This window comes from Streptomyces sp. NPDC048623, assembly GCF_040650755.1.
Lineage (GTDB): Bacteria > Actinomycetota > Actinomycetes > Streptomycetales > Streptomycetaceae > Streptomyces.
Genome location: NZ_JBEZHV010000032.1, coordinates 58,909 through 75,521 on the forward strand (window position 1 = coordinate 58,909; position 16,613 = coordinate 75,521).

Annotated in this window: 15 protein-coding genes; 7 read left to right on the top strand and 8 right to left on the bottom strand. The window is 73.2% G+C overall.

Translation table 11 applies throughout. The annotated features are described in order from the left end of the window. The first annotated feature begins 165 nt into the window (after positions 1–165). Together AB0C73_RS32435 and AB0C73_RS32440 are read left to right on the top strand one after the other, a co-directional pair. On the top strand, positions 166–1,233 hold the full coding sequence (locus tag AB0C73_RS32435; protein ID WP_362536975.1) for a polyprenyl synthetase family protein: 1,068 nt from the start codon (positions 166–168) through the stop codon (positions 1,231–1,233). Between the two features lie 127 nt (positions 1,234–1,360). After that, complete coding sequence (locus tag AB0C73_RS32440; protein ID WP_362536976.1) at positions 1,361–2,512, top strand: glycosyltransferase; 1,152 nt, start codon at positions 1,361–1,363, stop codon at positions 2,510–2,512. An 84-nt stretch (positions 2,513–2,596) separates the two neighbouring features. Here AB0C73_RS32440 and AB0C73_RS32445 read toward each other — a convergent pair whose 3' ends face one another. The 8 genes from AB0C73_RS32445 to AB0C73_RS32480 all read right to left on the bottom strand — a co-directional run bounded on the left by AB0C73_RS32445 (position 2,597) and on the right by AB0C73_RS32480 (position 10,661). Continuing rightward, positions 2,597–3,568, bottom strand: coding sequence for a TauD/TfdA family dioxygenase (locus tag AB0C73_RS32445; RefSeq protein WP_362536977.1), 972 nt, complete (start codon positions 3,566–3,568; stop codon positions 2,597–2,599). Then, entirely contained in the window at positions 3,565–4,455 is an 891-nt protein-coding gene (locus AB0C73_RS32450; protein ID WP_362536978.1) for an enoyl-CoA hydratase/isomerase family protein, read from the bottom strand. Before AB0C73_RS32450 ends, AB0C73_RS32445 begins: the two co-directional genes overlap by 4 nt. Beyond that, entirely contained in the window at positions 4,442–5,296 is an 855-nt protein-coding gene (locus AB0C73_RS32455) for an alpha/beta fold hydrolase (RefSeq protein ID WP_362536979.1), read from the bottom strand. The genes AB0C73_RS32450 and AB0C73_RS32455 overlap by 14 nt, the downstream gene beginning before the upstream one ends. Next, a complete protein-coding gene (locus AB0C73_RS32460) occupies positions 5,293–6,933 on the bottom strand; it encodes an amino acid adenylation domain-containing protein (RefSeq protein WP_362536980.1) in 1,641 nt (546 codons plus the stop codon). The genes AB0C73_RS32455 and AB0C73_RS32460 overlap by 4 nt, the downstream gene beginning before the upstream one ends. After that, complete coding sequence (locus AB0C73_RS32465) at positions 6,917–8,146, bottom strand: acyl-CoA dehydrogenase family protein (RefSeq protein WP_362536981.1); 1,230 nt, start codon at positions 8,144–8,146, stop codon at positions 6,917–6,919. The genes AB0C73_RS32460 and AB0C73_RS32465 overlap by 17 nt, the downstream gene beginning before the upstream one ends. Then, positions 8,143–9,531, bottom strand: a complete 1,389-nt coding sequence (locus AB0C73_RS32470) for a TrpB-like pyridoxal phosphate-dependent enzyme (protein ID WP_362536982.1) — start codon at positions 9,529–9,531, stop codon at positions 8,143–8,145. The genes AB0C73_RS32465 and AB0C73_RS32470 overlap by 4 nt, the downstream gene beginning before the upstream one ends. Beyond that, positions 9,528–9,812 carry a phosphopantetheine-binding protein gene (locus AB0C73_RS32475; RefSeq protein ID WP_362536983.1) on the bottom strand — a complete coding sequence of 95 codons (285 nt, stop codon included), beginning with the start codon at positions 9,810–9,812 and terminating at the stop codon, positions 9,528–9,530. The genes AB0C73_RS32470 and AB0C73_RS32475 overlap by 4 nt, the downstream gene beginning before the upstream one ends. Before the next feature lie 72 nt (positions 9,813–9,884). Further along, positions 9,885–10,661: an alpha/beta fold hydrolase gene (locus tag AB0C73_RS32480; protein ID WP_362536984.1), complete on the bottom strand. Its 777-nt coding sequence runs from the start codon at positions 10,659–10,661 to the stop codon at positions 9,885–9,887. 262 nt (positions 10,662–10,923) lie between these two features. Between AB0C73_RS32480 and AB0C73_RS32485 the strand changes: the two genes are divergently transcribed. From AB0C73_RS32485 to AB0C73_RS32505, 5 genes are all read left to right on the top strand, one after another. Next, positions 10,924–12,354 (top strand): aldehyde dehydrogenase family protein, encoded by a 1,431-nt coding sequence (locus AB0C73_RS32485; RefSeq protein WP_362536985.1) that lies wholly within the window; start codon positions 10,924–10,926, stop codon positions 12,352–12,354. Between the two features lie 123 nt (positions 12,355–12,477). Then, on the top strand, positions 12,478–13,482 hold the full coding sequence (locus AB0C73_RS32490; protein ID WP_362536986.1) for a hypothetical protein: 1,005 nt from the start codon (positions 12,478–12,480) through the stop codon (positions 13,480–13,482). Positions 13,483–13,511: 29 nt separating this feature from the next. After that, positions 13,512–14,414: an oxygenase MpaB family protein gene (locus AB0C73_RS32495; RefSeq protein ID WP_362536987.1), complete on the top strand. Its 903-nt coding sequence runs from the start codon at positions 13,512–13,514 to the stop codon at positions 14,412–14,414. Between the two features lie 5 nt (positions 14,415–14,419). Further along, positions 14,420–15,460, top strand: coding sequence for a cysteine synthase family protein (locus AB0C73_RS32500; RefSeq protein WP_362536988.1), 1,041 nt, complete (start codon positions 14,420–14,422; stop codon positions 15,458–15,460). Further along, positions 15,457–16,488, top strand: a complete 1,032-nt coding sequence (locus AB0C73_RS32505; protein ID WP_362536989.1) for an ornithine cyclodeaminase — start codon at positions 15,457–15,459, stop codon at positions 16,486–16,488. The genes AB0C73_RS32500 and AB0C73_RS32505 overlap by 4 nt, the downstream gene beginning before the upstream one ends. The last annotated feature ends 125 nt before the right edge of the window (positions 16,489–16,613 follow it).

Below are 16,613 nucleotides of genomic sequence, written 5' to 3' on the forward strand. Positions count from 1 at the left end.
AGGATGCGGTTCTCGGCGGACGGTGTCCGCACACTCGGGGAAGATTAGTTCGACCCGGTCCGGGCGGGCTGGACAGCGGCTGTACGCCAACCTGCCCCTTTCCAGAGGGGCTTGGTTGTGCGAGAAATAGCGGGTTGAGGTCCGTCCCGAAGCAGGAGATCAACCATGTCCACAACCCTTCCGATGAGCCATCGATTCATCGGCGAAACGGCCCGCGACACACGCGGCATCCTCTTGGAGAGAGTGGAGCGGCGTATTCATGAATTCCTCGCCGAGGAACGCCGCGAATGGGCGGCACTGAACCCGGACGCGACCGAACTGATCGACTGCGTGGCCCGGATGGTGGGCAGCGGCGGAAAGCGTCTGCGCCCCGCCTTCTGCATCGCCGGATATCTGGCCGGTGGCGGCGATCCGGAGGCTCCGGTCATCGTCGACGTCGCGGCGGCCCTGGAACTGCTGCACACCTTCGCGCTGCTCCATGACGACGTGATGGACGACTCGGGGCTGCGCCGCAACGAGCCGACCGCGCACATCCTGCACTCCGCGCTGCACCGGGAGCGGGACTGGCGCGGCGAGCCGCGCCGGTACGGGGAGAGCGTCGCCGTCCTGGCCGGCGACCTCGCGCTCATCTACGCGGAACGGCTGCTCGCCGACTGCCCGCCGCACGCCCGCCGCACCTGGGGCGGCCTGTGCACGGAGCTGATGATCGGTCAGTTCCTCGACGTCCGGGCCGCCGCCCGGTTCGTTCCCGACCCCGAACTGTCCAGCTGGATCGCGCTGTTCAAGTCGGGCCGCTACACGGTCTACCGTCCGCTGGCGATGGGCGCCGAACTCGCCGGTGCCGGGCACCTGCTCGGCGCGTTCGAGGAGTACGGGCTGGCCGTCGGCGAGGCGTTCCAGCTGCGCGACGACCTGCTCGACGCCTTCGGCGACCCGGAGGTGACCGGCAAGCCGGCCCAGCTGGACTTCAAGCAGCACAAGATGACCCTGCTGATGTCGTTCGCCCTGCGCGACAGCGCCGAGATCAGCGAGCTGGTCGGGGACGACCTGGCCGGCACCGACCCGCAGCGGCTGCACGACCTGCTGCTCGCGAACGGCGTCCGCGACGGCGTCGAGGCGACCATCGACCGGCGGCTGCACAGCGCCGAGGCGTCCGTCCGGCGCGCGCTGGACCCGGTCTGGTCCGAGGAGCTGTGCGCCATGGCCCGGCAGGCCGTCCACCGCACCAGCTGAGGGCCGCCCGGTCGCCCCGCCGGTGACCGGGCCCCGCGCCCCGCCACGCTCCCCCCACCCCCCCACCCCCCGCTCCCTCCCATCGTCCCCTTCGTCCCCTTCGTCCCCACAAAGGAATCGATCCTTCATGCGTGTCCTGTGCACCGTCACCGGGAAGCCCTCGCACGCGCGGGCCATGCTTCCCCTGGCCCGCGCCCTCGCCGAGGCCCGTCACGAGGTCCTCGTCGTCGTACCGCCGGAGCTCACCCATGTCTTCGCCGACGAACCGGTCACGGTCCTCGGCGCCCTGCCCGTCCCCGGGGCGTCGTCGCGGGTCGGCCCCAAGCTCGCCGACACCTACCGGGCGCTCGCCCCGGTCGCCCGTGACTTCGGGCCCGACCTGATCCTGCGCGACGGCACGGAGTTCGCCGCGTCCTTCGTCGGGGAGGAGCTGGGCGTACCGCACATCCCGGTCCCCTCCGGCAGCGGCAACGTCTTCGATCCGGCGCTGGTCCTGAAGCCACTGAACGAGCGCCGTGCGGAGGTGGGGCTGCCCACCACGGACGACCCGCACGCGATCTTCCGCTACGGACGGCTCGACTGCATGCCGGCCGACCACTCGTTCATCGCCAATCCGACCCCCCACACCTTCGCCTACCGGCAGCCCGCCACGGTGAACCGGGACGAGCGCCTCCCGGAGTGGGTGGCCGGGCTGCCCGCCGACAAGCCGCTCGTGGTGGCCGCGATCGGCACCGCGCTCCCCCAGTTCAAGGACCTGCGCCCGGAGGAGCACAACATCCCCGCCGAGCGGTGGGCGAAGTACAACCCCACCACGCTCCTGAACACGATGGTCGCCGGCCTGGCCCGGGTCGACTGCGTCGCCGTCGTCGCGACCGGAGGCGTACCGGTGCACGAGGAGTCGCGGAGCGAGCACGTGCACCTGGTCGACTCGTTCGCCCAGCCGCTGCTGCTCCAGTGCGCGCAGATGCTGCTCACGCACGGCGGCTACAACAGCATCCGGGAGAGTGTCGGGGCCGGCGTGCCGATGACGGTGCTGCCCGTCTTCGGCGACCAGCCGCAGAACGCGGACCGGGTGGAGGAGCTCGGGCTCGGCGTACGGGTGCGGGACGTCGATGCCGCCGAGATCGCCAAGGCCTGCGACCAGGTGCTGCAGGACCCCGCGTTCACCGGACGCGCGCGGTCGGCGCAGCGCCGGATGCTGGCGCTGCCGAGCGTCGCCGGCGCGGTGGCGGAGCTGGAGTGGGCCGCGGCGCACCGTTCGCCGCTGCGGAGCGCGTAGCCCGGCCCCGCCCGCGTACCGCAGAAGCCCGTCGGCCGTGGTGGCCGACGGGCTTCTCCGGTGTACGGGGGCGGTGTCAGGGGGTTACGACATGGCCACCAGGATCCGGCGCTGCCCGGTGAACGCCCGGCGGCCGTGCGCCACCGAGACGTTGTCGACGAACAGCAGGTCGCCGACCTCCCAGTCGACGTTCACGGCCTTCCGCATGCCGACCTCCTGGACGTGCCTGATGTACTCGGCCGGGATGGGGCTGCCGTCCGCGAAGAAGGCGTTCTGCGGCAGCTCCTCCTCGGGCACGATCTCGGCCAGCGCGGCCGCGTCCTCGCCGAGGCCGGCGACGTGCCACTGGTCCGCCTGGTTGAACCACACCTCGGTGCCGGTGACGGGGTGTTCGAGGGTCGCCCGGCGCAGCTGGGTGACCCGCAGGGTGCCGTCCGGCTGCCAGCTCCACTCGGCCTCGGCCCCGTCGAGGAACGCCTCGACCGCGGCGCGGTCGTCGGTCTCGAAGGTCGCCTGCCAGCTCTTGCCGAAGCCCACGCCGTCGTGCAGGTTCTGCGTGTACCGGACGCCGGGCGCGAAGGCCGCCCGTACCTCGGGGTCGATGGACTCGAACCAGAGCCGGCCGTCGACCACGGGGGTGGCGCCGCCGGTGGCCGCCGCGACGTCGCAGAAGAAGAGGATCCGCGACGGCCACGCGTGCGCGTACGACATCTCGTTGTGCATCGAGATCTCGAACTCGGCGGGGTACTCGGTCGACGTGTAGAGGTTGCGGCCGACCTTGGTGCGCGGCGAGTTGCCGTGGACGTAGGCGAGGCGGTCGGGCAGCAGGAGGTCGGCCACGCCGTCGTAGGTGCCGGTGGAGACGCCGAAGCCGCGGAAGACGACGGCCCGGTCCTCGACGAGGAGCCGACCGATGTCCGTGCCGCCGAGGAACTCCTGGAGTCCCTCCGGGCTCGCGGCCACGCCGACCTCGGCCGGCCGGACGATCCGGGGCCGCCAGTCGCCGTTCGCGCCGGTGGCGGTGGGTGCGGTGGGTGCGGTGTCGACACTGCTCATGAGGGTTCCTTCCGATGCGGCGGTGTCCGGTCGCCCGGTCCGCCCGAGTGGTCAGATGGTGTGGGGGCGCCGTCGAAGCGGGGCGCCCGGCGGGCCCGGAAGGCCGCCACGGCCTCGCGCACGTCCGGCGAGTTGGCGGCCACGACCTGGGCGGGGGCCTCCCGTTCCAGGGCGACCGCCAGCGAGGGGGCGTCGGCGTTGCTCTGCAGGACCTGCTTGGTGAGGGTGACCGAGACCGGGCTGTTGGCCGCGATCTCCGCGGCCAGGGCCAGGGCGGCGGCCCGCAGTTCGCCGGGCTCGGTCAGCCGGTTCGCCAGCCCCCGCTCGACGGCCTCCGGAGCGGTCACGTACCGGCCCGTCAGCATCATCTCGGAGGCGAAGCCCAGGCCGGTGAGCCGCGGCAGGAGCCAGGAGGCACCCATGTCGCCGCCGGACAGGCCCATCTTCACGAACGAGGCCCGGAACCGGGCCCCCGGGGCCGCCAGCCGGATGTCGGCGGCGAGCGCGAGGGAGAGTCCGGCGCCGATCGCGGTGCCGTCGACCGCGGCGATCACGGCCTGCGGGAGGTCCCGCAGGCCGGTGATCGCCGCCGCCTGGCGGTGCAGCAGGGCGAGCAGTTCGAGCGGCGGCAGGCCGGCGATCCGGTCCACCTCGCCGATGTCGTAACCGGCGCAGAACGTGTCCCCCGCCCCGTCGAGCACGAGGACCCGCGCCGAGCTGTCCGCGCGCAGCTCGGCGCACAGTGCGGTCAGCCGGGCGAACAGGTCCTCGTCGAGGGCGTTCCGGCGGGCCGGCCGGTTGAGGGTGGCGACCACGACGCCGGGGGCGGGCCGGTCGACGAGGAGCGACGGCGGCCGTGGCACGGCCGGGGTCTCAGGCGGTTCCATGCGTGACCGTGTCCCTCTCCCGCGTGCCGTCGAGGTGGCGCTCGACGAAGTCCAGCGCGGCGGGCAGCGCGTGGTCGACGAACCGCCAGTCGTGGCCGCCCGGCCGCTCGTGGTACTCGACCCGGTGGCCCCGGGCGAGCAGGGCGTCCCGTACCCGGTGGTTCATGTCCCGCATGCGCTCGTGGTCCTCCGTCCCGATGTCGAGGTACAGGGCCGGTACGGGGGTCGCGGCGTCCTGGGCGATCAGCCGGTACGGGTCGTAGCGGCGCCGGGTCTCGCTGCCCGGCGGCCCCCAGACCCGCTCGTGGGCGTCCACCGTCGGCATCGCGAAACCGGGGTCGGAGCGGAAGCGGGCGTACGGGTCGCCGACCCGGTGCGGGGCCTCGAAGGCCCCGGCGTGCGAGGCCACCGCGCCGAACAGCGCCCGGTGCCGCAGCCCCAGGAACAGCGCTGTGGCACCGCCCATCGAGAAGCCGCCGACGGCCCGGCCCGACCGGTGGGAGAGGGTGTTGAACCGCTCGTCGACCGCCGGCACGAGCTCGTGGACGAAGTGGTCCTCGTAGCGCAGTCCGGCGTGGTCGTTGATGAACCAGCGGCGGCCGCTCTGCGGCAGCACGACGACGGTCCGGCTGTCCCGGAGCAGCTCGGTCAGGCGGGTGTTCACCAGCCAGGTGTCCTTGCTCCCGCCGTAGCCGTGCAGGAGGTAGAGGACCGGGTGCGGCGGGCCGTCCTCGGAGTAGCCGCCGGGCAGGACGACGTTGACGCCCTTGTCCCGGCCGAGCACCCGGCTCGGCAGGCGCGGTGTCAGGACCCGGGCGGTCATGCGGACCTGGGCGGTCATACGGCCTCCCGGACCGGGCGGGCGGCCAGCGCCCTGCGGTCGGTCTTGCCGGTGGAGGTCCGGGGGAAGGCGTCGACCAGGTGGAACGCGCCGGGCACCATGTAGCGGGGCAGCGCGTCCAGACAGTGCCCGCGCAGCTCCGCGGTGTCCGGCACCGGGCCATCTCCCGGTACCACGTACGCCTCCAGGGCCGCGCCGCCGTCGGCGTCCGTGACCGCGACGCAGGCTGCCTCGTGCACGGAGGGCAGTCCCATGAGGACCGCCTCGATCTCCCCGGGTTCGACCCGGTACCCGCGGATCTTGAGCATGTGGTCGCGGCGCCCGAGGTAGGTGTAGCCGAGCTCGCCGCGCGAGACGACGAGATCGCCCGTCCGGTGGGTCCGCGGCCCGCCCGCCGGCGTGTCGTCCCGGTCCTGCCCCCAGTAGCCGAGCATCACCGAGTCGCCGGTGATGCAGAGTTCGCCCTCGGCGCCCGGCACGTCGGGAACCACCTGCCCGTCGGCGTCGAGGAGCAGGGCCTCGGCGTACGGGCAGGGCCGGCCGATCGGGGGCGGTCCGGTGCGCTCGGGCGCCAGGTCCGCGTCCGTCACCTCGTGGTGGGTGCAGACGTTCGTCTCCGTCGGCCCGTAGAGGTTGTGCAGGGCCGCCCCGGGCAGGGCGGCCCTGAGCCGCCTGAGGTGCTTGAGCGCGAAGGGCTCGCCCGCGAAGAGCACCGTCCGGAGACCGGAGCCTTCGAGGAGGGCACGGTTCTTCGCGTCGAGCATTCTGATCAGCGCGCCCGGCACCGAGTACCAGACGGTGATCCCCTCCTCGGCGACCAGCCGGTTCAGCGCCGCGCCCAGGGCCTTCTGGTGCTCCGGCACCAGGACCAGGCAGGCCCCGGCGCTCGCGGCGGCGAAGACGTCGAAGACGGACAGGTCGAAGTGGACCGGGGCGTGCGAGGACAGGCGGTCCCCGGGCGTCAGCCCGAACTCGGCCACCGCCCAGTCCACGAACGCCAGGGCGTTGCGGTGCGAGAGCATGACCCCCTTGGGCGCCCCGGTCGAGCCCGAGGTGTAGAGGATGTACGCCAGGTCGTCGGGGCCCACGGCCGGGGGCGCGAACCCCTCGGGCACGGTGCGCCCGACGGCCTCGTCCCAGCCGATCCGGCGGAGGCCGGCTCGGTCAGCTCGGTCGGCTCGGTCGGCTCCGTCGGCTCCGTCGGCTTCAGCGGCTCCAGCGGCCGGGTCCGGCCGCCCGGCGGCCGGCGCACCGAGCACCACGGCGGTCCGCAGCGCGGCGGGCCCGCCGCGCTCCGCGAGCAGGGCCAGTCGCGCCTCGTCGGCGATCAGGCAGCTCACGGCGCAGTCGCCGAGGATGTACGCGGCGCGGGCGGCCGGCACGGCCGGGTCCACCGGCACATAGGCGGCCCCGCACTTGAGGACCGCGTGGAGGGCCACGATCGTCTCGGGCGACTTGGGCATCCACAGCCCCACCCGGTCGCCGGGTCCCACGCCCGCCTCGCGCAGCGTCGCGGCGAGGGCGCTCGCGGCCCGGTCCAGTGCGGCGTAGTCGGTCGTGGCGCCCCGGTACCGGACCGCCTCGGCGGCCGGCCGCGCGGCGGCGGCCCGGGTCAGCAGCTCATCGAGCGTGCGCATGGCGTCCTCCCGTGGTGATGCCCGCGGCACCGTGCGGGCCCGTCGTGGGCGCGGCGCGCAGCCGGGACGTGAGGCCGAGCTTGTCGGCCATCACCAGGCGCTGCATGTCGGAGGTGCCGGAGGAGATCCGGGTGCCGAGCGCGTCGCGCAGGTTCCGCTCGACGTCCGTGCTCGTCGTGAAGCCGAGCGCGCCGTACACCTGGAGGGCGTCGAGGAAGGTCTCGACGGCCGATTCGCTGGTCCGCAGCTGGGCCGCCTCGGCGAAGTACGAGGGGGTGCCCCGGTCGAGGTCCCAGGCGGCGCGGTGGGTCAGCAGCCGGGCCTCGTCGAGGCGGATCTGCATCTCCACGATCCGGTTCGACATCGACTGGAAGCGTCCGATGGTGCGGCCGAACTGCTCGCGGCTCCGGGCGTGCCGGACGCAGGCGTCGATCTGGCGGCTCATCGCACCGAGCAGCGGCGCCAGGATCAGTGCCCGTTCCCAGGCCATGGTCCGGGAGAGGATCCGCGAGCCCTGCTTCTCGGCGCCGAGGCGTGCGGAGACCGGGACCCGGCAGTCGCGGAGGGTGATCTCCCCCCAGGGCACGGTCCGCAGCCCGGTCTTCTCGAACCGGGTCTCGACCGTGAGCCCTTCCGTGTTCCGGTCGACCAGGAAGGCGGTGACGCCGGTGAACCCCAGGGCGGGATTGACGGTGGCGTAGACGATGAACACGTCGGCGATCGGGGCGTTGGTGATGAACCGTTTGACGCCGTCGAGGACGTAGTGGTCGCCGTCCCTGCGGGCGGTGGCGGTCAGCGACAGGGCGTCCGAGCCGGCGCCGGCCTCGGTGATCGCGTGGGCGCCCACGGTCCGCCCGTCGCACAGGCCGGGCAGATGGCGCCGCTTCTGTTCCTCGGTGCCGAATTCCATCAGGGGCAGTTCCACGGCCCAGATGTGCGCGCCGAGCGCGATCATCAGCCCGTTGTCCCGGCATCCGGCGCCCAGGCCCTCCAGGCCGATCGCGCAGGTCAGCGCGGAGAGGCCGAGGCCGCCGTACTCCTTCGGCACGGGCAGTCCGAGGACTCCGGCGTCGGCGCAGCGCTGCCAGTCGCCGGGCTGGAGCCGCTGGGCGGTGCGGTCGCGGGTCTCGATGTCGGCGCCGAGGGAGTCGGCGCCGAGGGCGCGCAGCCGTCGGGCGAGGTCCGTCTGCTCCTCGTTCGGGGCGAGGTTCATGAGCGGCCGCCCACGGGTTCGGCGTCGGGCAGGGCGGCCAGCGACGCGGCGATCTGGCTGTCGGAGATGGGGTGGTCCTGGAGACCGCCCGCCAGGTACTGGTCGTAGGCGGACAGGTCGAGCAGGCCGTGGCCGCTGACGTTGAACAGGATGACGCGCGGGCGGTTCTCCTCGCGGGCCCGTACGGCCTCGTCGATCGCGCTCTTGACGGCGTGGGCCGACTCGGGTGCGGGGACGAGGTTCTCGGTGCGGGCGAAGAACGCCCCGGCCTCGAAGACCTCCTTCTGGCCGTAGGCGACCGCCTCCATGAGGCCGCGTGCGTACAGGGCGCTGACCAGGGGCGCCGCTCCGTGGTAGCGCAGGCCGCCGGCGTGCACGCCGGGGGCGACGAAGGTGTGGCCCAGGGTGTACATCTTGGTCATGGGGGTCGTGCCGGAGAAGTCGTTGTAGTCCCAGGCGTAGCGGCCGCGGGTCATCTTGGGGCACGCCTCGGGCTCCACGGCCACGAGCCGGGTCTCCGCTCCGGTGCGGAGCTTCTCCCGGTAGAAGGGGAAGGCCAGGCCGGCGAAGTTGCTGCCGGCCCCCATGGCGCCGATGACGACGTCGGGGAACTCGCCGGCGAGTTCCATCTGCCGCAGGGCTTCCTCGCCGATGACGGTCTGGTGGAGCAGGACGTGGTTCTCGCCGCTGCCGACCGCGAACGCGCCGCGGTGCACGGTCTGGGCGTGTTCGAGGGCCTCGGCGTTGGCGATCGCCACGCTGCCGTCGCTGTCGGGCGAGGCCGCGAGCAGGGCGCGGCCCGCCTCGGTGGTGCCGCTGGGGCTGGGGACGACGCGGGCGCCGTTGAGCTCCATGAGCACCCGGCGGTACGGCTTCTGCGCATGGCTGACGCGCACCATGAAGACCGTGCAGGCGAGGTCGAGCGCATGGCAGGCCATCGAGAGCGCGGTGCCCCACTGCCCGGCGCCGGTGCCGGTGGTGATCTCCTGGACGCCGGCCTGCTTGTAGTAGTACGCCTGGGCCAGCGCGGAGTTGAGCTTGTGGCTGCCGGAGGCGTTGGCGCCCTCGTACTTGTAGTAGATGTGGGCGGGGGTGTCGAGGGCCTGCTCCAGGCGGTGGGCCCGGATCAGCGGGGTGGGCCGCCAGCGCTGGTACTGCTCGCGCACCGGGTCCGGGATCTTCACATGCCGTTCGGTCCCCACGCTGGCCCGGTACATGGACAGCGGGAGGTTGGGCGCCGCCGGTCTGGCGCCGGCCGCAGGTTCCGCGGCCGGCCGGGCTCGGCGTACGTCGGAGGACGGTACGTCGAGGTCGGCGAGGATGTTGTACCAGTGGGTCGGGACGTCCTCCTCGTCCAGCAGGAACTGGTTGCGCGACGTCCTCATGCTGCGGTCTCCGTCCGGAGCGTGCCGACGTGCCGGCGGACGAGGTCGACGACGTCACCGACGGTCTCGAGGTCGGCCTCCATGACGTCCTCGTCCTCGATGTGGCCGCCGAACTCGGCCTCCACGGCGAGGAGGAGCTGGAGCAGATTCAGCGAGTCGAGCTGGATCACCGGCGAATACAGCGAGACACCGGCGTCGATGTCCGCCGGGTCGAGACGGAGATCCAGGGCCTCCACCATGATCTCGCGGACGCGCATCGCCACATCATCGTCATTCAACATAGAAAGGACTCCTCTGACACATTTCGAATCGACCGGTTCCGGGCAGGCACGGCGCCGGCCGGGGACATCAGCTCAGCGAACGAGGGCAAGACGTTCGGAAATATCCGCGACGACCTCCGTTTCCCGGTCGACGAGATAGAAGTGCCCGCCGGGAAAGACCCGCATGGCGAATTCACCGGCGGCCAGCTCGGCCCAGGCGGCCACGTCCGGCAGCGGCACCCCGGGGTCCGCGTCGCCGGTGTAGGCCGTCACGGGGACCGTCACCGGGCGCGCCGCGCCGGGCCGGTAGGTCTCGATCAGCCGCAGGTCGGCGCGGAACGAGGGCATGAGCAGCGCGAGCAGCTCCGGGTCCGCGGTCACCGCCTCGTCCATGCCGCCCAGTTCCGTCAGGCCCGCCACCATCGCGGCGTCGTCCCGCAGGTGCAGGTCCCGTCTCCGGTCTCTCGGGCGGGTCGGCGACATGTGGCCGGAGACGAACAACTGCCGTGGCCTGGCCCGGAATCGGGCCTCCAGGCGCAGCGTGACCTCGTACGCGAGGGCCGCGCCCATGCTGTGCCCGAAGAGGGCGACGGGCCGGTCCAGGAGCGGCAGCAGGGCCTGTGCGACGGCGTCGGCGAGTTCGTCCATGTCCCGCAGGCACGGTTCCGCGAACCGGTCCTGCCGGCCGGGGTACTGCACCGCGACGAGCTCCACGTCGGCCGGGAGCGCGGCCGCCCAGCCGTAGAAGGCGCCCGCCGTGCCGCCCGCGTGCGGGAGGCAGACCAGGCGCAGCCGGGGGTTCGCCACCGGGCGGGGCCGGCGGAGCCAGCGGCCGACGGAGTTCACGGCACGTACGGGTGCGGGGATCACTGGTGGCCTTCTCCCTGAGGTCTTTCCCACGACCGGGCCCTGTTTCTGCGCCACGGTATTTCAAGGCCCGCACGGTACCCCCTTTTTCGCGGCGCGTCACCACCCTTAATGGGCGGCAGTTTCCCGTACAGAATTCATCAAGTCGGTGTGCCCGGCGGTCCGTAGAGTGGGACGCAATCACTTCCGGAATTCCGTCGGCCCGCGCCCGTCCGCAGGCCCGATTCCGCATGCAACCGATCCTGTCGAATGGACCTGTCACACCATGAATTCACTGCCGTTGCGGTCGGTCTATGTCGGTGGCCGATGGGCCGCGCCACGCGCCACCGGGACCATCCCCGTGGAGAACCCGGCGACGGGGCGGGTCGTCGCGGAGGTTCCGGACGGCGGGAGCGAGGACATCTGGCTCGCCGTCGACGCGGCCCGCTCGGCCCTGCCCGGCTGGTCCACGAGCGGTCCGGCGGAACGGATCGCGGCGCTCTCGGCGCTGCGCGACGCGCTCGTGGAGCACCGGGACGAGCTGGCCGCGACGGTGACCCGGGAGATGGGCTCGCCGATCACGTTCGCCCGGCGCGTGCAGGTGGGCCTGCCGGTCAAGGTGCTCGACGGGTTCGTCGACGCGCTGGCCGGGGCCACGGCGGAGGAGCGGATCGGGCACTCCCTCGTGGTGCGGGAGCCGGCCGGCGTGGTCGGCGCCATCACGCCCTGGAACTACCCGCTGCACCAGGCGGTGGCCAAGATCGGGGCGGCGCTGGCGGCGGGCTGCACCCTCGTCCTCAAGCCGAGCGAGCTCGCCCCGCTGTCGGCCTACGCGCTGGCCGGACTGATCGACGGCATCGGCCTGCCGCCCGGGGTCTTCAACCTCGTTCCGGGCCGCGGCGCGACGGCCGGGGCGGCGCTCGCCGCCGACGACGGCGTCGACCTGGTGTCGTTCACCGGCTCCCTGGAGGCCGGCCGGAAGATCGGCGCGGCCGCGGCCCGCACGGTCAAGCGGACCTGTCTGGAGCTGGGCGGCAAGTCCGCGACCCTCGTGCTCTCCGACGCCGACCTGGCGACGGCGGTCGAGGACGGCGTCAGGTCCGCCCTGCACAACGCCGGGCAGACCTGCTCCGCCCGCACCCGGCTGCTCGTGCCGCGGCACCGGCTCGACGAGGCGCTCGACGTGGCCCGCGCGGTCGTCGCCGCGTACGTGCCCGGCGACCCCGAGGACCCGGCGTGCCTGCTCGGCCCGCTGGTCTCCGCGGGGCAGCGCGAGCGCGTGCTCGGCCACCTGGCCCGGGCGGCCGCCGACGGCGCGCGCCGGGTGGCCGGTCCCGACCCCGCGGTCCGGCCGCCGCTCGCCGGGCACTTCGTGGCCCCGAGCGTCTGGACCGGGGTGAGCCCCTCGTCCGCACTGGCCCGGGAGGAGATCTTCGGCCCCGTCCTGGCCGTCATGGCCTTCGACGACGACGCGGACGCCGTGTCCCTGGCCAACGGGTCCGAGTACGGCCTGGCGGCGACCGTCTGGTCCGCCGACACCGACCGGGCCGTCTCCGTGGCCCGCCGGCTGCGCGTCGGCCAGGTGGACATCAACGACTCCGGGTTCAACCCGGCGGCCCCCTTCGGCGGCTACAAGCAGTCGGGTGTCGGCCGCGAGCTGGGCCGCCACGGCATCCAGGAGTTCCAGGAGGTCAAGTCCCTCCAGCTGCCCGGGTGAGCCGCGGCCCCCGCCCGGCCCGCACCGCCCGCACCGCCCTCCCCCTCCCCCTTCCCCCTCCCCTTTCCCGCCCCCTTCCCCTTCCCTCCCCACCGAACGACGGGTGACACCGTGCCGCTGCGCATGCCTCACATCCATGTGGAATTCCCTCCCGAACTCAGCCCGTACGCCGAACAGGCCGAGGCGGGCACGCGGGCCTTCGTGGCCCGCTTCGGCCTGGCCCCCGACGAGGCGGCGCGCCGCCACCACGAGCGCTCCCTGCTCGGCACCCTGATGGGCCGCGCCTATCCGCACGCCGGAGCCGCCGAACTCCAGCTGGTGACCGACTGGATCAGCACCATGCTGGTGCTCGACGACCAGTTCGACGAGACCTCGCTCGGCACCGACCCGGCGCGGCTGCGCGAGGTGTGCGACGAGGTCCTCGGCTGGTTCACCGCCGACGGCTCCGTCGACGACACCGCCGCGCCGGGCCACTCCGTCACCGCCGCGTTCCGGCCGGCCTACGCGGACCTGTGGCGCCGTACCGTCCCCCTCACCTCCCCGGCCTGGCGCACCCGCCTGGCCGGGCACATCGCGGCCTTCTTCGAGACCTGCGTCTGGGAGTCGGAGAACCGGCTCAGCGGCCGGGTGCCGGAGCTTGACGAGTACATCACCATGCGCGGCCGGGCCCTGATGCCCTACCTCGACCTCATCGAGGTCACCACGCACGCGGAGGTGCCCGAGGAGATCTACGGGCTCCCGGAGTTCGCCGAGATGAACGCGGCGCTGTCCGACGCCGACCTGTGGACCAACGACCTCTTCTCCTGCGAGAAGGAGGCGCTGCTCGGCGACCCGCACAACCTGGTCCTGGTCCACCGGCACGCGCACGGCACCGATCTGCAGACCGCCGCCGACGCGGTGGGCGTGCTGATCCAGGGCCGCTTCGACCGGTTCACCGAGCTCAGCTCGGGCTTCGCCGGCCGGCTCACGCCGGAGCAGCGCGCCCTGTTCCCCGCCGACCGTCTCGAGCGGCACATCGCCGGGCTGCGCAGCTGGCTGACCGGCCAGCTCCAGTGGCGCTTCGAGACGCTCCGCTTCGACCCCACCCGGCCCGAGGTCACCAGCGCCGCCGGGTCCACCCCCCTCTAGGCCGACTTCTCACCGTGAACGGGGTACGGATGCGAGACCGTTACGCGACACTCAGACACCTGGAGACCCTCGACCCGAAGGCGGACCACGAGGAGATCCACCGCCTGTCCTCCGACCGCGAGTTCCCCTGGGACTACGGCAGGGGACTCGAAGTCGCCATCTGGCGCACCTGCTGCGTGCCCGCCATCTCCGACGTCCTGGACGGCACGGGCGAGTTCGCGCTGCGGGCGCAGAAACGCTACGACGACACCCGCATCCTCCTCGGCGAGCTGGTCCGCGGCGGATACGACTCCGACCGCGGACGCCAGGCAATCCGGCAGATCAACAACGCGCACCACAGGTTCGACATCGCCAACGAGGACATGCTGTACGTCCTGTCGACGTTCGTCCTCGAACCCGTGCGCTGGATCGACCGCTGGGCCTGGCGTCCCACCAGCGAGACCGAACGGCTCGCCGCCTTCTACTTCTTCGCCAACGTCGGCCGGCGGATGAACATCCGTGAGATCCCCACCGACTACGCGTCGTTCGAGGAGTTCAACCGGGAGTACGAGCGGGCGCGGTTCCGCAGGGTCCCGAGCAACCACCGCGTCGGCACGGCCGTCATCGGCCTCTACGCGTCCTGGTACCGGCGCCCGGTCCGGGACCTGGTGTCCGCGACCCTGCCGTGCCGGCTCGACGCCCCGGCGCTCGACGCCCTCGGCATGCGCAGGCCGCCGCTGTGGGCCCGCGCCCTGAACCACGCCGGGCTGCGCGGTCACGCCCGCGCCGAGCGGGTGGCTCCGAAGCTGATGGCCCGGCTCATGACCCGGCCGACCGCCCGGACGTATCCGGGCTACCCGTCCGGCTACGACCTCGCCGACATCGGCCCGCACCGCACCGTCCCTCCCGTACGGCACCAGCCGTCGGCCCGCGTCGACAGCCTCAAGGACTGAGCACCATGACGGAACCCACCACCTTCGCGGTGCCCCAGGACCTCCCCGACGGCATCGGGGACACCCCCCTGCGGCCCGTCCGGGTCCCGGTCGGCGACCGGAGCGTACGCATCTGGCTGAAGCTGGAGTCCGAGAACCGCTTCGGCTCCATCAAGGCCCGTACGGCCGAGGCCCTGCTGTCCTCCCTTGAGGCGACCGGGGCGCTGCGGCCGGGCATGCGTGTGGTCGAGTCGACCTCCGGCAACCTCGGGGTGGCGCTCGCCGGTCTGTGCGCGGAGCGCGGCTACGCCTGCACGCTCGTCGTCGAGCCCACCACGCCCCGCAACAGCGTGGAACGGATGGCCGCCTTCGGGGCGGACGTGGTGACCGTGCGCGAGGTGCCGGGCGGGCGGACGCTCGGCGCCCGGCTCCAGGCCGTGCGCGAGATCCTGGCGGCGGACCCCGACGCCGTGTGGACCGACCAGTACGCGTGCCCGGCCAATCCGGGCGTGCACGAATGGCAGACCGCCGCCGAACTGGTGAAGGGCGCGCCCGGCGGGCGCTTCGACGCCGTCGCCGTGGCCGTCTCGACCGGGGGCACCCTGGCCGGCATCGCCCGGTACTTCCGCGACAACCTGCCGGAGACCCGGATCGTCGCGGTGGACGCCGTGGGTTCGTCGGCGCTGGGCGGGGCACCCGCCGAACGGCCCTTCAAGCTGATGGGTTTCGGTTCCGGGCAGGTGTCCGGGTTCATCGAGCCGGACCACTGGGACCACGTCGTACGCGTCCGGGACACGGCGGCCGCGGCGGCCTGCTCCCTCGTGCTGCGCCGGACCGGGATCTCGCTCGGCGGCAGCAGCGGCGCCGCGGTGCTCGCCGCGGTCGTCCGGGCCCGGCTGGATCCCTCGCTGCGGGAGATCGCCTGCGTCTGCCCGGACAGCGGTGAGAAGTACCCGCAGCTGAGCGGCGGGACGGCGAAGGCCGCCCCGCCGGACCCGGACGAGGAGATCCGCGCCGCGCTGACCCTGCTGAACCACGTCCATCCCGAACCGAAGGCGGACCGATGACCGGGCTTCCCGACTCCACGCTCACCTATCTCGACAGCACCGACGTGCAACGCCTGTGCGCGGACCTGCCGGTGGTCGACATCGCCCACGACACGCTGCTCGCCTACGCGCGCAAGGAGGCCGGCCTCTCCCCCGAGGCCGCCCTGCGCTGGACCACCCGCTCGGGTGCCTCCGCCCGCAGCCTCATCCTCCCGGCCTGGTCGGGCGACAGCTACGGCTGCAAGATCATCAACGCCTCGCTCGGCAACCATCTGCTCGGCCGGCCGCGCGCCGCGGGGCTGATCGTGCTCGACGACCGGGAGACCGCGCGGCCCGTCTGCATCATGGAGGGCGGCCGGATCAGCGCGTTGCGCACCGCGGGCGTCTCGATCGCCGCCGTGCGGGCCGTACGCGACCTGGCGAAGATCACCCGGGTGGCCTTCCTGGGCTGCGGCCGGCAGGCCGAGGTCCACCGTGAACTCCTCGCCTCCGCCTGCCCCGGCATCGAGGAGCTGGTCCTCTTCGACCAGGACGCCGCACGGGCCGACGCGTTCGCCGCCCGCCTGCGCGCGGCCGACCCGGCGACCGCCGTGACCGTGGTGGCGGACGCCCGCTCGGCGGTCGAGCGGGCCCAGCTGACGATCGCGGTGACCACCACGACGGAGCCGTACGTCGAACTGGACTGGGTGCCGGCGGGCGGCACGTTCGTCAACGTGTCGCTCGACGACGCGGCGGAGAGCCTGCTGCTCGGCTGCGACCATCTGTTCGTCGACGACTGGGACCTGGTCGTCGACGACGACCACCGGCTGCTCGGCGTCCTGGCCCGCGCGGGCCGGATCGGCGGCCCCGGGACCGAGGCGCCCGAGGGCGGCCGCGCGGTGGACGCCACGCTGCCCACCCTGTTCTCGGGCGGCTACGGCCGGACGGTGGCGGAGCACGAGCGCGTGGTGATCAACCCGTTCGGCATGGGCGTCCAGGACATCGCGCTGGCCGGCGTGGTGTACGGGCGCGCGACGGCCGAGGGCGCCGGTCTGCGGCTGGCCCACTGAGATCCCGGCATGCGTCGAGGCCCCCGCTCCGGCGGGGGCCGGCCCGGCGAGAAGAGGTGCGGGCATGGCCTGGTCGATCGCGGATGTGGCCCGGATGTCCGGGGTGACGTCCCGGACCCTGCGTC

Coding starts and splice junctions, on each gene's coding strand:
- AB0C73_RS32435 (WP_362536975.1), top strand. CDS start 166: ATGTCCACAACCCTTCCGATGAGCCATCGATTCATCGGCGAAACGGCC.
- AB0C73_RS32440 (WP_362536976.1), top strand. CDS start 1,361: ATGCGTGTCCTGTGCACCGTCACCGGGAAGCCCTCGCACGCGCGGGCC.
- AB0C73_RS32445 (WP_362536977.1), bottom strand. CDS start 3,568: ATGAGCAGTGTCGACACCGCACCCACCGCACCCACCGCCACCGGCGCG.
- AB0C73_RS32450 (WP_362536978.1), bottom strand. CDS start 4,455: ATGGAACCGCCTGAGACCCCGGCCGTGCCACGGCCGCCGTCGCTCCTC.
- AB0C73_RS32455 (WP_362536979.1), bottom strand. CDS start 5,296: ATGACCGCCCAGGTCCGCATGACCGCCCGGGTCCTGACACCGCGCCTG.
- AB0C73_RS32460 (WP_362536980.1), bottom strand. CDS start 6,933: ATGCGCACGCTCGATGAGCTGCTGACCCGGGCCGCCGCCGCGCGGCCG.
- AB0C73_RS32465 (WP_362536981.1), bottom strand. CDS start 8,146: ATGAACCTCGCCCCGAACGAGGAGCAGACGGACCTCGCCCGACGGCTG.
- AB0C73_RS32470 (WP_362536982.1), bottom strand. CDS start 9,531: ATGAGGACGTCGCGCAACCAGTTCCTGCTGGACGAGGAGGACGTCCCG.
- AB0C73_RS32475 (WP_362536983.1), bottom strand. CDS start 9,812: ATGTTGAATGACGATGATGTGGCGATGCGCGTCCGCGAGATCATGGTG.
- AB0C73_RS32485 (WP_362536985.1), top strand. CDS start 10,924: ATGAATTCACTGCCGTTGCGGTCGGTCTATGTCGGTGGCCGATGGGCC.
- AB0C73_RS32490 (WP_362536986.1), top strand. CDS start 12,478: ATGCCTCACATCCATGTGGAATTCCCTCCCGAACTCAGCCCGTACGCC.
- AB0C73_RS32495 (WP_362536987.1), top strand. CDS start 13,512: ATGCGAGACCGTTACGCGACACTCAGACACCTGGAGACCCTCGACCCG.
- AB0C73_RS32500 (WP_362536988.1), top strand. CDS start 14,420: ATGACGGAACCCACCACCTTCGCGGTGCCCCAGGACCTCCCCGACGGC.
- AB0C73_RS32505 (WP_362536989.1), top strand. CDS start 15,457: ATGACCGGGCTTCCCGACTCCACGCTCACCTATCTCGACAGCACCGAC.